This is a genomic window from Agromyces sp. H17E-10, assembly GCF_022919715.1.
Classification (GTDB): domain Bacteria; phylum Actinomycetota; class Actinomycetes; order Actinomycetales; family Microbacteriaceae; genus Agromyces.
Window position 1 is genome coordinate 2,314,848 of sequence record NZ_CP095042.1, and the last position, 13,504, is coordinate 2,328,351.

Annotated in this window: 11 protein-coding genes; 9 read left to right on the forward strand and 2 right to left on the reverse strand. The window is 73.3% G+C overall.

The genetic code is table 11. The features are described from left to right. Window positions 1-31: 31 nt before the first annotated feature. A complete protein-coding gene (locus MUN74_RS10520; protein ID WP_244852009.1) occupies window positions 32-949 on the reverse strand; it encodes a LysR family transcriptional regulator in 918 nt (305 codons plus the stop codon). Between the two features lie 138 nt (window positions 950-1,087). Here MUN74_RS10520 and MUN74_RS19240 point away from each other — a divergent pair, with 138 nt between their 5' ends. The 9 genes from MUN74_RS19240 (at window position 1,088) to MUN74_RS10565 (ending at window position 11,856) form a co-directional block, all read left to right on the forward strand. Next, complete coding sequence (locus tag MUN74_RS19240; RefSeq protein WP_255820918.1) at window positions 1,088-1,210, forward strand: hypothetical protein; 123 nt, start codon at window positions 1,088-1,090, stop codon at window positions 1,208-1,210. 236 nt (window positions 1,211-1,446) lie between these two features. Next, on the forward strand, window positions 1,447-2,187 hold the full coding sequence (locus MUN74_RS10525; protein ID WP_244852010.1) for a Type 1 glutamine amidotransferase-like domain-containing protein: 741 nt from the start codon (window positions 1,447-1,449) through the stop codon (window positions 2,185-2,187). Next, on the forward strand, window positions 2,184-3,539 hold the full coding sequence (locus MUN74_RS10530; protein ID WP_244852011.1) for an anaerobic C4-dicarboxylate transporter family protein: 1,356 nt from the start codon (window positions 2,184-2,186) through the stop codon (window positions 3,537-3,539). The genes MUN74_RS10525 and MUN74_RS10530 overlap by 4 nt, the downstream gene beginning before the upstream one ends. 10 nt (window positions 3,540-3,549) lie before the next feature. Further along, window positions 3,550-4,998, forward strand: a complete 1,449-nt coding sequence (locus MUN74_RS10535; protein ID WP_244852012.1) for a threonine/serine exporter family protein — start codon at window positions 3,550-3,552, stop codon at window positions 4,996-4,998. Window positions 4,999-5,008: 10 nt separating this feature from the next. Then, window positions 5,009-5,569: an orotate phosphoribosyltransferase gene (gene pyrE, locus MUN74_RS10540; protein WP_244852013.1), complete on the forward strand. Its 561-nt coding sequence runs from the start codon at window positions 5,009-5,011 to the stop codon at window positions 5,567-5,569. Beyond that, complete coding sequence (locus MUN74_RS10550) at window positions 5,569-9,102, forward strand: hypothetical protein (RefSeq protein ID WP_305038243.1); 3,534 nt, start codon at window positions 5,569-5,571, stop codon at window positions 9,100-9,102. The genes pyrE and MUN74_RS10550 overlap by 1 nt, the downstream gene beginning before the upstream one ends. 19 nt (window positions 9,103-9,121) lie before the next feature. Then, window positions 9,122-10,135: a ribokinase gene (locus tag MUN74_RS10555; protein ID WP_244852015.1), complete on the forward strand. Its 1,014-nt coding sequence runs from the start codon at window positions 9,122-9,124 to the stop codon at window positions 10,133-10,135. After that, window positions 10,132-11,064 (forward strand): nucleoside hydrolase, encoded by a 933-nt coding sequence (locus tag MUN74_RS10560; protein ID WP_244852016.1) that lies wholly within the window; start codon window positions 10,132-10,134, stop codon window positions 11,062-11,064. Before MUN74_RS10555 ends, MUN74_RS10560 begins: the two co-directional genes overlap by 4 nt. Window positions 11,065-11,154: 90 nt before the next feature. Continuing rightward, window positions 11,155-11,856, forward strand: coding sequence for an NUDIX hydrolase (locus tag MUN74_RS10565; RefSeq protein ID WP_370647290.1), 702 nt, complete (start codon window positions 11,155-11,157; stop codon window positions 11,854-11,856). A gap of 15 nt (window positions 11,857-11,871) precedes the next feature. Here the strand turns inward: MUN74_RS10565 and pdxR are convergent, their stop codons facing one another. Continuing rightward, window positions 11,872-13,416, reverse strand: coding sequence for a MocR-like pyridoxine biosynthesis transcription factor PdxR (gene pdxR, locus MUN74_RS10570; protein WP_244852017.1), 1,545 nt, complete (start codon window positions 13,414-13,416; stop codon window positions 11,872-11,874). Window positions 13,417-13,504: the final 88 nt, after the last annotated feature.

Sequence of the window (13,504 nt, forward strand, 5' to 3'; positions counted from 1 at the left end):
CGGGGCCGGATGCCTCGACCGGTTGCCGGGCTCAGGCGTCGAGGTGCTCCTGCTCGAGCCGGGCGGCCTGGCTCACGAGCACGTCGAGCACCGTGCGCACGGCGAGCCGCTCGGCGACGTCGGGGCGCACGAGCGCGACGATCTGCCGGGCGCTCGCGACGCCGCGCAGCGGCTTCAGCACGATCGAGTCGGGCACGGCGCCTGAGGTGTACCGGGGCACGAAGGCGATGCCGAGACCGGCCTCGATGAACGCCTCCATGATGCGCATGTCGCTGAACCGCTGGCTGACCACCGCCCGGCGGCCCGCCTGCTGCTCGATCGCGTGCAGGATCCGCTCGAACGGGAAGCCAGGGGGCACCCCGAGCCAGTTCTCGTCGACGAGGTCGGCGGGGGTGACGTGGGCCCGGCCCGCGAGACGGTGCCCCGCCGGGAGCCCGATGTCGAGCGGCTCGGTGAGCAGGGGCACGACCTTGAGCCCGCGACCGCCCCAGGGCAGCATCCCGGGCATGGTGTGCGCGAGCACGATGTCGTGGTCGGCGGTGAGGTCGCCGAACTCGGCCAGCTCGGGGTCGAGGTCGGTCGCGTGCACGACGAGGTCGTCGACCGCCGAGAGCTCGATGAGCACCGACGGCAGCAGGGTCGCGCCGATCGTCGGGAAGGTGAGCAGCGTGACCTCACCCGAGGGGTCGTTGCGGAACTCGTCCCACAGTGCGGTCGCGTGTTCGATCGCGATCGCCACATCGGCCGCGCTGCGGGCGAGGGCCTGCCCTGCGCTCGTGAGCACGACGCCGCGGCCGCTGCGCGCGGTGAGCGGCATCCCCGCCTCGCGCTCGAGCACCTTCAGTTGCTGCGACACGGCCGACGGCGTGCGGCCGGTCGCCTCGGCGACGGCGGTCACGCTGCCCCGTTCGGCCAGTTCGCGGAGCAGGTCGAGACGTCGCACATCCATGTAGCAAGACTACAGAGTCGATGTAGCATCGTGAGCTTGTGCTGAAAAGTTCGAAGCGAGAGAATTGAGGCGTCGAACGGATGCAACGGTGCAGGGTCGCTCGACTGAAACCCGCATCGTCCTCTGAAGGGATCCATCGTGATCAGCGTCATCGTTCTCCTCAGCGTCGTCTCGGTCGCCGCCGTCACCGGCTCGATCGTCGTCACCGCGCGCGACGGTTACCGTCGCCAGCCGCGAGAGACGTTCGCGCGCACCGTCTGAGTGCCGCGAATCCCCCGGAGGTCCGTTCTCCGGGGCATGCAGGGCCGCCGCGCGGGGGAGGGACACCCCGCGGGGCGGCCCTTCTGCATCTGGTCCGTCGAGTAGCGCGAAGCGCGTATCGAGACCACCACGCCCCGCAGCATCCGTGGTCTCGATACGGCGCTGCGCGCCTACTCGACCGACGGGCCCTGCACCCGATAGCGTGACCGCAGGGCCGGCGATCGAGGGGGGACGCGATGGCGCACGTGGTGGCGACGGGGGCCGGCAAGGCCATGATGGAGCGTCGCAACGATCCGACGCACGAGTACATCCTGCAGCTCACCGGCAAGGAGCGTCCGCGGGTGCTGTTCGTCGGCACCGCGACGGGCGACGAGCAGGCGTACACGCTGAGCTTCTACAAGACGTACGACTCCGACCGGTGCGCGCCGCATCACCTGACGCTCTTCCACCGCGACCTCGACGACCTCGCCGGGTTCGTGAAGGGCTTCGACGTCATCCACGTCGGCGGCGGCAACACGGCGAACATGCTCGATGTGTGGAAGCGGCAGGGCCTCGACGACATCATGCGCGAGATGTGGGAGGACCCCGCGTCGAACGTCGTCTTCACGGGCGGCTCCGCCGGCGGCATCTGCTGGTTCGAGGGCGGCACGACCGACAGCTACGGCCCGACCCTGCAGGTGCTGCCCGAAGGGCTCGGGTTCCTGCACGGCAGCTTCTGCCCGCACTACGACGCCGAGGACCAACGGCAGCCGCTCTTCCACGCGGCGCTCCTGAGCGGTGAGCTCGCGACGGGCTATGCGGTCGGCAACCTGCAGTCGCTGCACTTCGAGAACCAGGAGTTCGTGACCGCGATCAGCCCCGTCGACCCGCCGCTCGCGCTCAGGGTCGAGGCGGTCGACGGCGAGATCGTCGAGACGCCGCTGCCCGTGCAGGTGCTCGCCGCCACCGGCCCCATCGTGAAGGGCCCGAGCGCATGAACGACAACGTCTGGATCATGTTCGCCCAGCTCCTGGTCGTCATCCTGGCGATCTACATGGGCACGCGCACGAGCGGCATCGGGCTCGGCGTCTGGGGTCTGGTCGGCGTCGCCGTGCTCATCTTCGTCTTCCAGACGCCGCCCGGCAACGCCCCCGTCGACGCGGTCTTCATCGTGCTCACGGTCATCACGGCCGCCTCCGTCATGCAGGCCGCCGGCGGCATCGACTGGATGGTCTCGGTCGCGGCGAAGGCGATCAAGTCGAGGCCGAAGAGCGTCGTCTTCCTCGCGCCGGCGATGTCGTTCCTGTTCACGGTCGGCGCGGGCACCGGCAACATCTTCTACCCGCTGCTGCCCGTCATCTACGACGTCTCCTACCACCAGAAGATCCGGCCCGAGCGGGCGCTGTCGGTCTCGGCCGTCGCGTCGCAGGTCGGCATCCTCTGCAGCCCGGTCTCCGCCGCGACCGCGTCGCTCGTCGTGCTGCTCGCGCCGAGCGGCGTCGACCTCGGCCAGGTGCTGCTCATCATGTGGCCGGCCTCGATCGTCGGCCTCTTCCTGGCGGCGCTCGTCATGGTGCGGCACGGCAAGAACCTCGAGGACGACCCCGAGTACCAGCGGCGCCTCGCCGAGCACCTCGTCAAGCCCCCGACCGAGGACGTGACGAGCAAGAAGCTGCCCCGCACGGCGGTGCTCTCGGCGTCGATCTTCCTCGCGGGCGTCGGTTTCATCGTGCTGATGGGCCTGTTCGAGGGCATCCGGCCGATCATCGGCACCGACGACAACGGCGACCCGGTGCGGGTGTCGGTGACCGTCATCATCGAGGTCACGATGGGTGTCATCGCCGCGCTCATCTTCATCTTCTGCAAGGTCAAGTCGTCCGACGTGCCGAAGCAGTCGACCTTCCCCGCCGGCATGGTCGGGGCGTTCGCCCTCTTCGGCATCGCCTGGCTCGCGAACACGTTCGTCGCGTACAACAACCAGCTCATCGTCGACGGGCTCGGAGCGCTCGTCTCGGGCTCGAGCGCGTTCATCGGCGCACTGCTGTTCGCCCTCGCGCTGTTCCTCGTCGCGATGCTCACCACGAGCCAGTCGAGCGCGACGAACGCGATCGTGCCGATCGGTCTCGCGATCGGGCTGCCGGCGTCGCTCATCGTCGGGCTCTGGCCGTCGGCGATGGGCATGTACACGCTGCCGGCGAACGGTTCGCAGGTCGCGACGGCCGCGTTCGACCAGACGGGCACGACGAAGCTCGGCAAGTTCGTGTTCGACCACTCCTTCCAGCTGCCGAACCTCGTGTACGTCGTCTCGGCGATGATCGTGGGCGTGCTGCTCTCGTTCGTGGTGGTCTGAGGCGCGGCCGGTGGCAGAGGCCGACGTCGTCGATCGCGACCTGCTCCGCAGCTTCCTCCTGGGGCTCGCGGAGGGCATGAACGCGGCGGCGGAGTCGGTCGCGGTCATCCACGACACGCTCGTGCGGGTGTCGAAGGCCTACGGGCGCGACGACACCGACGTCGTCGTCCTGCCGACCGTCGTGCTCGTGCAGACCGGCGGCGGACGGGAGGGGCACGTCGCGGTGCGGTCGGCGATCAACGCCTCGTTCCGCTTCGACCAGATCGCCGAGCTGTACACGCTCATCGGCGCCGCCGAGCGCGCGGAGATCAGCCCGCTCGACGGCATCCGCCGACTGAACGAGATCGGCGCGATGAAGCCGCGCCGCGGCTGGGTCGTGCGCACCCTGGGCCATGCGATCCTCGTGACCGGTCTCGCGCTGCTGCTGACGCCCACCTGGCAGGGTGCCGTCATCGCCTTCGGTCTCGGCGCCTTCGTCGGCCTCGCGAAGCTCGTGCGCTCGCCGACCCTCCAGCTCGTGTTCCCGGTCTTCGCGGCGTTCGTGTGCGCGCTCGCGGTGTTCCTGATCGCCCCGTACGTCGAGATCGGCGACCCGATCCGGTTGCTGATCGCGCCGCTCGCGACCTTCCTGCCCGGCGGGGTGCTCACGACCGCGGTCGCGGAACTCGCGGTCGGCCAGATGCTCTCGGGGGCCTCGCGGCTCGTGTTCGGGCTCGTGCAACTCGCCCTCCTCGCCTTCGGAATCCTCGCGGCGGGCACGCTCGTCGGCGTCGAGAGCTCGAGCTACGCCGCGCTCGAGGCATCCGCACCGTTCCCCTGGTGGACCGCGATCGCCGGTGTGCTGCTGTTCGCGATCGGCAACTACCTGCACTTCTCGGCGCCCCGCCGCACCTTCGGCTGGGTGCTGCTCGTGCTCGTGGTCGCCTACCTGGGCCAGCAGGTCGGCACGATCCTGGTCGGTTCGACGGTGAGCGGTTTCATCGGCGCGCTCGCGATGACGCCCGTCGTGCTCTGGATCGCCGCACTGCCGCACGGCGCACCGTCGCAGCTCACCTTCCTGCCCGGGTTCTGGCTGCTCGTGCCGGGCGCGGCGGGCCTCGTCGGCCTGACCGAGGCGGTCGGCACGACCGACGGGCTCGAGGACTTCGCGACGGCACTCACGGCGGTCATGTCGATCGCGCTCGGCGTGCTGATCGGCACGGCGCTGTACCGAGTGGTGCACCACGGCGCCGAGGAGCTCGCCGAGTTCCACATCGACGTGCCGGCGGCGCTCGCCGACGAGCAGGAGCCGCCGTTCTGGGCGCGGCTCGTGCCGGGCACGCCGCGGTCGCTGTGGGGCGGACGGCGCCGGCACCGCCGTCGCGGGCGGCCCGCAGAGCCGTCGACGGATGCCTCGGAGCGGGCGTCGCGCGCGGGAGCATCCGATTCCACCCCTTCCTCTCAGGCAGGTGGGCCGTAAAGTATTGCGGGTGACCACGCACGACTCCGACACCCGCAGCCGGCTCATCGAGCACATCAAGGAAGACGCCGTCTTCCACGGCGACTTCACGCTCACGAGCGGCAAGAAGGCGACGTACTACGTCGACCTGCGCAAGGTCAGCCTCGACCACCGCGTCGCCCCGCTGATCGGCCAGGTCATGCTCGACCTCATCGCCGACCTCCCCGACGTGGCCGCCGTGGGCGGCATGACGATGGGTGCCGACCCGATCGCGTCGGCGATCCTGCACCAGGGTGCGGCGCGCGGCCTGGCCTACGACGCGTTCGTCGTCCGCAAGGAGCCGAAGGACCACGGCCGAGGCAAGCAGGTCGAGGGCCCCGAGCTCGCCGGCAAGCGCGTGGTCGTGCTCGAGGACACGTCGACCACGGGCGGCTCGCCGCTCAAGGCGATCGAGGCGCTGCGCAAGGTCGGCGCCGAGGTCGTGGCCGTCGCGGTCGTCGTCGATCGTGCCACCGGCGCCCGCGAGGTCATCGAGGCCGAGGGCGTGCCGTACCTGTATGCGATCGGCCTGGAAGACCTGGGCCTCAGCTGATGAACGAGCGGCAGGGATTCGACGACGGCGCCGACTGGCTGCTCGCGCAGCTGGCGGGCGGGGCATCCGGTGCGCCCGCGACGCCGACGGCACCCCTGCCGCAGGTCGCACCGCCCGCGTCGATGCCCGCCGCGCCCGCAGCTGCCTCCGGCGTGCGCTCGGCGTTCGCGCCGCCCGCAGTCGCACCCGCCGCCCCCTCGGCCTCCCCGATGCCGTCCGCGAGCCCGACGCCGACCCGCGTTCCCTCCTGGCAGGAGGCGACTCCGGCGGCGGCACCGGCGCAGGCGGCGACGTCGCGCCACGACGAGGTGCTCGACTGGTTCTCGCTCGCCGAGGCGCCCGCCCCCGACACGGCGACGCGCGCACTGCCGATCGTCGGCGCGCCGGTCGCCGCCGAGGCGCCGAGTGCTCCGCCCGCGCAACCGACGACGCCTGCCGCGTGGACGCCGCCGTTCACGGTCGCCCCGCCCGCCCCGACCGTTCGGCTGACATCGGTCGAGCCGCCCGTGGGCGGCGCACCCGCTCCGGCTGCAGCGACGGTGCCCCCAGCGGCGCCTGCAGCGGCCCCGGCACCCCCGGCACCGGTTGCGCCGGTCGCGCCCGTCGCGCCCGTTCGACCCGTGTGGGAGGCCGCCGCTGCGGCCGCTCCCGCGGCGACGCCGACCGCAGCACCCGTGCCACCCGGCCCCGTCACGCCGACCGGATCGTTCGCGCTCACGTGGGCCGACCAGGAGGCGGCGCGTTCCGAAGCCGAACTCCGCGAAGCCTTCCAGCGACTCTCGGCGGAGTCGGCATCGTTGACCGCGCCGGTCGAGCCGCGACAGCCGGCGGCAACCGAACCGAGTGCGCCGTCGGCGCCCGCGACCGGGTTCCCGGGTGCGGCGACGACGTTCCCGCAGTCCGCGACGGCGCACCTCGAGCCGGCCGCTGATCGAGGCGCTCGCGACGCTTTCGACGACGACCGTGCCCCGGCCGTCGCCCGCAGCTCGTTCACGCCGGTGGACGGTGTTCCCGTGCAGCATCCGACCGCTCCCGCCGAGGCTCCCGCAGGCTGGGGTGAGACGTCGGCCGCGGCGGTGCCGCGGCCTGCGCCGACGACGCCCGACACCCTGCGCACGCCGGCGACCGGCGCTGCTGCGACCCGGTCGCCCGGCCAGTACGACGCCGAGCTGTGGGCCGCGCTCAACGAACCCGAGGCGGCGACGGCCGCCGCACCCGCACCCGCACCTGCACCAGCGCCCGGCCCCGTGTCCGAGCTCACGCCCGACGTCGCCGCGCCCGCGCCTGAGGGCGCGCCGCCCACGCGCCCGCGAAGCCGGTTCGACGCGTTCGCCGAGGAGCTTCAGCGTCCTCAGGCGCCGGATGCCGCGGCGGACACGCGAACGGCCATGTTCCCCGTCATCCGCCCCGCGTCGACCGCGGCCCCTGCCGTCGATGCGGCTCCGGCGATGCAGACTCCGTCGCCCGCGCCGACAGAGGCCTTCGACACGCCCACGGCCGCCATGCCCACGGTGGCATCGGCGGTCGAGCAGCCCGCCGCGGTGCCGCAGACCCGATCGCCCTTCCCCGCGTTCGCGACCGAATCGCCCCGCGTCGTCCCGACACCTGCCGCGGAGCCGGTCGATGACCTGCTCGCCGCGCTCGGCGGCGCCGCCCCCGTGCCCGAGGCGGACCGAGCCGATCCCCCGGCTGCCGCGATCCCGATCGTCGGCACGGCGGCGTTCGCGGCGGCGGCCGCGGCGGCGAAGGCCGCCCAGGCTGCGCCCGCCGCTGCGTTCCCCGCTCCGGCTGCCGCGCCTGCTGCGTTCCCCGCTCCGGCTGCCGCGCCTGCTGCGTTCACCGGTTCGGCCGCTGTGCCCGCCGCCTTGGCCGGAGGACTCGGCGAACTCGGCCTCGGGTTCGCCGACTCCGACGGTTCCGACCACGATGACGCGGCGGAGGGCGACGACGAGCCGCGTGGACGCCTCCGGCTCTTCGGCCGCGGCCTTCGCGATGCCGAGGGCGACGACGTCGACGAGCCCGAGTCGTCGATCGCACGGGAGCTCGCAGAGACCGGCTACTTCTGGAACCTGACGCCCGATCCCTCGGCCGAAGACCCGCGGGCCGAGTCTGCCGGCTCGGTCTCGGCGAACCTCGCGGCCGTGTCGGAGGCGGCCGAGCCGGCCGCGGTCGACCCCGCGCCGGTGGCATCGCCGACCGGGCTGACCGCGCTGCGCCAGCTGTCGGCGGCATCGGCGGTCGGCGACGATCGCGGGGCTTCACCGTTCGACGACGTGCACGACTCGCACGACGAGTTCGTGGGCTTCGACGCGGCGTCGGCGAGCCTCGCCGGCCTCGCGACGGCTCCCGTGTTCGGTCAGGCACCGATCGACGACGCGGCGTACGACGACGACCCGGCGCACGACGTCGAACACGACGACGACGCTCACGACGATGCCTGGTCCCTCGACGCGGACGCCGAGACCGCCGCGGTGATCGGCTCCGACGCGTTCGAAGCCCGAGCTGCGTCCATCCACGCCTTCGATGCCGATGGGCTCGAGCCGCACGACGAGACCGTGGAGACCGTGAAGCCCGTCACCGATGGCCTGCAGGTGCTCTTCGGTTTCTCGCCCGCGACGGCGCCGCAGCCGGTCGCCGGCGCGTTCACGAGTGGCCCCGACTCGCAGTTCGCCGCCACGTCGCTCCTGCCCGTGATGGGCGCCGGCGCGACGGGCGCGACGGTTCCCGGGCCGATGCGCTCGACCGCGACCATGGCCACGGGCGTCGGCGCATTCGCGTCGGCCGCCGGCGCGAGCGGCTCGGCCGGCGCAGGTCGTTCGGCGGGCGGCGCAGGCGGACCGGCCGGCGGTGGCGGTGCATCCGGTGCTGGAGGTTCCGCCTCGAAGTCGGGTTCCGGTTCGGCGAACGGTGCCGGCCGAGGAGGGTCGGGGTCGAACTCGGGCTCGTCCGGCGGAGCCGGCGGCAACGACGGCAAGCGACGCATCCGCCCCCTGATCTGGATCGCGGGAGCCCTCGTGGCCCTGCTCGTGATCGCGGGCCTGTTCTGGCTGGGAACGCAGATCACGAAGGGCAGCGCGGTGGCCGCGTCGGGCACGCCGACCGCGGAGACGAGCGAGACGCCGACGCCCGAGCCGACGGCCCCGCAGCCGGCCGGCGTGCACGCGTGGGACACGCTGTTCGGCGGCGAGTGCCTCGAGCCGTACACCGATGCGTGGCAGCAGGAGTTCACGGTCGTCGACTGCGCGACGCCGCACGCGGCGCAGCTCGTGTACCGCGGCACGCTGCCGGGCGACGCGAGCGCGGCGTACCCCGGCGAGGCCGAACTCGCGTCGCAGATGAACCTGCTCTGCACGGCGCCGGGCGTCATCGACGTCAAGGCGGTGTCGGGCATGACCGACCTGCAGGTGCAGGGCTCGTACCCCGCGACCGCTGAGCAGTGGGGAGAGGGCGCTCGCGACTACTACTGCTTCGCGAGCCGCTCGAGCGGCGAGAAGCTGACTGCGACGATCGCCGGCCCCGGCCCGGCTGCCTGATCCGACGGATCGAACGCGCATGACCGAGAGAGGTTCGCGGGTGCTCGTCGTCGGCTCGCTCAACGTCGACGCGACGACCTACGTCGCACGGTTCCCCGCGCCGGGCGAGACGATCGCGGCGCACGGCTTCCAGACCGCGCTCGGCGGCAAGGGGTCGAACCAGGCGGTCGCCGCCCATCTCGCCGGTGCCGACGTCGAGCTCGTCGCGCGCATCGGCGACGATGCGAACGGCAGGCTCGCGCTCTCGGTGCTCGACGGCTTCGGCCTGCCGACCACGGGCGTCGAGCGGGTCGCGGGCGCACCGACCGGCATCGCGCAGATCACCGTCGCCGACTCGGGCGAGAACACCGTCATCGTCGCCGCCGGGGCGAACCACGAACTCGGGCCGGCCGTCGTCGACGACGTGCGCGACCGCATCGCCGGTGCCGGCGTCGTGCTCACCCAGGGCGAACTGCCCGTCGAGACGATCGAGCGGCTCGCCGCGACGTGCGCCGACCTGGGCGTGCGCTTCGTGCTCAACCTCGCGCCGCCCGTCGTGATCGACCCGGCCGCGCTCGCGGTCTGCGACCCGCTCGTGGTCAACGAGCACGAGGCGCGTGCGGTGGGCATCGGTGCGGCCGACGGCGATGCGGATGCCTCCGGGCCGACGTCGCTCGACGCGTGGCGTGCGTTCGCGGCCGCAGCGGTCGGAACCGTCGCCCGCTCGGTCGTCGTGACGCTCGGGGCGGCGGGCGCCGTCGCCGCGACCGCCGAGGGCAGCTGGACGGTCGCCGCGCCCCAGGTCGAGGCGGTCGACACGACGGGCGCGGGCGACTGCTTCACGGGCACACTCACGGCGTTCCTCGCCGAAGGCCGACCCGTGGCCGAGGCGGCGCGCATCGCCGCCGTGGCGGGTGCGCTCGCGGTGCAGCGGCGCGGCACGGTCGACTCGTACGTCCCGCGCGAGACGCTCCTCGACACGGTGGCCCGACTCGACGGCACGGGTCGTCCCGACGGCACGGGTCGATCCGAGGGCGCGGGCGGGGCCGCATGAGCCTGCCCGTCATCGTCGACTGCGACCCCGGGCACGACGACGTGTTCGCGCTGTGGCTCGCGGCGGGGCATCCCGCGCTCGACCTGCGCGCGGTGACCACCGTGGGCGGCAACGTGCCCCTCGAGCACACGAGCCGCAACGCGCGCATCGCGCTGACGGTCGCCGGGGTCGAGGGCGTGCCCGTCGCGGCCGGTGCTGCCGGCCCGATCGCCCGGGTGCTGCAGACGGCCGAGTGGATCCACGGCGAGAACGGGCTCGGCGGCCCAGTGCTGCCCGAGCCGACCGTGCCGCTCGACCCCCGTACCGCGACCGAGCTCATGGCCGACGTGCTGCTCGCCGCCGACGAGCCCGTCGCGATCGTCGCCACCGGCCCCATCACGAACGTCGCCGTGCTGTTGCGCGACCGGCCCGAAGTCGCGGGGCGCATCCGCGAGGTCGTCTGGATGGGCGGCTCGACGGAACGCGGCAATGCCACGCCCTACGCCGAGTTCAACGCACTCGTCGACCCCGAGGCGCTCGACCTCGTGGTGCGCAGCGGCGTGCCGTTCACGATGGTGGGACTCAACGTCACGCACCGCGCGCTCGTCACCCCGGGCGTGCGCGAGCGGCTGTCGAGCGCGGGCACGCGCACCGCGGCGTTCGCCGGCGAGCTGCTCGACTTCTTCTGCCGCACGAACGACGAGGTCTTCGGCATGCCCGAGGGCCCGCTGCACGACCCCGTCGCGGTCGCGGTGCTCGCCGACCCCGGCTGCGTGGGAGTTCGGCGCACCCGGCTCGACGTCGAGCTGCACGGCACCGAGACCCTGGGCGCGACGAGCGTCGACTTCGACGGGATGCTGCGCCGCGAGCCGAACGCCGACGTCGCCGTCGAGCTCGACGTCGACCGGTTCTGGTCGCTGGTCGAGGCATCCCTCGCCCGTCTCGGCTGAGCCCTGCGCCCTGGCGGCCGTGCACCGCTCGGCGTGACCGGTCGTGCCCGTCGGGCCGCGGCGTCGGCGGGGCGGGGTAGCCTCGGGAGGGTGACCGCACGAGGAGCCGCACCGGCGCGCGCCGAGCTCGCCGCGCTCGTCGACGACCCGGCCCTCTTCGCCGACTGGCGAGACGGTGCCGAGTTCGGCGAGATCGAGTACCGCGACGCGGCGGTGCTCATCCTGTTCGGCGTGCTCGACACGCTGCCGAGCGCGCATGCCGCGCGCGACGAAGCGGTCTCGCGCGACCTCGACGTGCTGCTGCTCGCGCGCGCCGAGACGCTGCGCTCGCACGCGGGGCAGGTGGCGTTCCCGGGCGGGCGAGTCGACCCGGGCGACCGCGACGTCGTCGACGCGGCCCTGCGCGAGGCCCGTGAGGAGACGGGGCTCGATACCGCGGGCGTCGACGTGCTCGGCACGCTCGCGCCGCTCTCGGTTCCCTACTCGGGGCACATGGTGACGCCCGTGCTCGGCTGGTGGCGCTCGCCCTCGCCCGTCGGGGTGGTCGACGTGGCCGAGTCGTCGGCGGTGTTCCGCACGCCCGTGGCCGATCTCGTGAACCCGGCCAACCGATACACCACCGTGCTGCGTCGCGATGGCCACGAGTGGCGCGGGCCGGCGTTCCTGCCGACGGCCGGCGGTCGGCAGCACCTCGTCTGGGGGTTCACGGCGCTCGTGCTCGACACGATGCTCGACCGCCTCGGCTGGGCCGAGCCGTGGGATCACGGCCACGAACTCGAACTCACCCCGTGAGCGGTTCGAGCGACGTCATGTCGTGGAATCGGGTGACCGGATGACGCGCGCGAGGCGTGCGACGGCCTCGTCGACGAGCGCGTCGGAGAGGTTGCCGTAGCCCACGACGAGCGCCTCGGGCATCGTATGCGCGCTCGACGCCCGATAGCGGGTGAGATCGGCGACCGCGAGGTCGGCCCGCCCGGCCGCGGTCGAGGCGTCGCTGGCGCGGACGCCCGCCGGGAGCTCGAGCACGGCGTGCATTCCGGCGGCGATGCCCGTGACGGCGAGATCGGGCAGTTCGCGCGCGAGCGCGGCGAGCAGTGCGGCCCGTCGACGACGGAACCGGCCGCGCGCGGCGCGCAGGTGCCGTTCGAGGTCGCCGGCCTCGATGAACTGGGCGAGCGCCACCTGCTCGAGGGTCGAGGGGCGGGGCCGCTCGGCGAGCCGGACCCGTTCGCGAAGGGCGGGCGGCATGAGCGCCCAGCCCAGCCCGAACGCCTGCGCCACCGACTTCGACAGCGACCCCACGAGCACGACCCGGTCGGGTGCGAGCCCCTGCAGCGCCGCGATCGGTCGACGGTCGTAGCGGAACTCGGCGTCGTAGTCGTCTTCGATGAGCACGCCGTCGACCTCGCGGGCCCAGCGCACGATCGCGTCGCGCCGCGCCGGCGAGAGGGCTGCACCCATCGGAAACTGGTGCGCGGGCGTGATGAGCGCCACCCGGGCGCCCGTGCGCGCAGCGGTCAGTTCGAGCGCGTGGACGTCGATGCCGTCGGCGTCGACCGGCACCGGCACCGGCGTGAGTCCGGCCGCCGCCGCGACCTCGCGCAGCTTCGACCAGCTCGGGTCCTCGACGACGATCGCCGAGTGCCCCGCCGCGCGCAGCCCGGCGACGACCGCCGTCATACCGTCGGTCGCGCTGTGGGTGATGACGACGTCGTCGGGCGCCGCGACCGCGTGGCGCGAACGCTCGAGGTACGCGGCGACGGCGATGCGCGCCGACGGATGCCCCAGTCGGTCGACGACCGTGAGCTCGGCGTCGGGCAGCACCTCGAGTGCGCGTCGCACGGCTGCGGCCCATCGCGCGCGCGGCACATGCCGGAGGTCGGGTACGCCCGGTCCGAGGTCGAACCGCGGGCGTCGGTACTCGCCGCGCAGCCCGTGCGGACCCGGTGGTCGAGCGGCGAGCGACGAAGGCGGTGGGTTGAGGAGGCGCGCCAGCGCCGTCTCGAAACCAGCACGCGTATCGAGACCTGACGACGAGGTCTCGATACGCTCCTTCGTCGCTGCTCGACCGCCGGACGCGGGCACCCGGGTGCCCGAGCCGACCGTGGCTTCGAGGAACCCCTCCGCGACGAGCTGTCCATACGCCTCGGTCACGACCCACCGCGAGACGCCGAGCGTCTCGGCGAGTGCCCGGCTCGGCGGCAGTGCCGCACCGGCGGGCGCCCGCCCCGTCGCGACCGCCTCGCGGATCGCCCGCTCGAGTCGATCGCGCAACGGCGCGGGGCCCGAGCCGAGGTCGAGCAGGGTCTCCCACGCGAGGGCTGGGCCGCGGGCGGCGTTGGAGCGGGGCATCCGGTCTCTCGATTGGTCTGGTCGAACGGCGTCTGATTGGAGTGTATGCCCGGGCCGATCCGTTCGTACGCTCGAAATCGTCAACCCA

Bases quoted from the DNA above. Each gene is read 5' to 3' on its own strand.
- MUN74_RS10520 (WP_244852009.1), bottom strand. From the start codon at position 949: ATGGATGTGCGACGTCTCGACCTGCTCCGCGAACTGGCCGAACGGGGC.
- MUN74_RS10525 (WP_244852010.1), top strand. From the start codon at position 1,447: ATGGCGCACGTGGTGGCGACGGGGGCCGGCAAGGCCATGATGGAGCGT.
- MUN74_RS10530 (WP_244852011.1), top strand. From the start codon at position 2,184: ATGAACGACAACGTCTGGATCATGTTCGCCCAGCTCCTGGTCGTCATC.
- MUN74_RS10550 (WP_305038243.1), top strand. From the start codon at position 5,569: ATGAACGAGCGGCAGGGATTCGACGACGGCGCCGACTGGCTGCTCGCG.
- MUN74_RS10555 (WP_244852015.1), top strand. From the start codon at position 9,122: ATGACCGAGAGAGGTTCGCGGGTGCTCGTCGTCGGCTCGCTCAACGTC.
- MUN74_RS10560 (WP_244852016.1), top strand. From the start codon at position 10,132: ATGAGCCTGCCCGTCATCGTCGACTGCGACCCCGGGCACGACGACGTG.
- pdxR (WP_244852017.1), bottom strand. From the start codon at position 13,416: ATGCCCCGCTCCAACGCCGCCCGCGGCCCAGCCCTCGCGTGGGAGACC.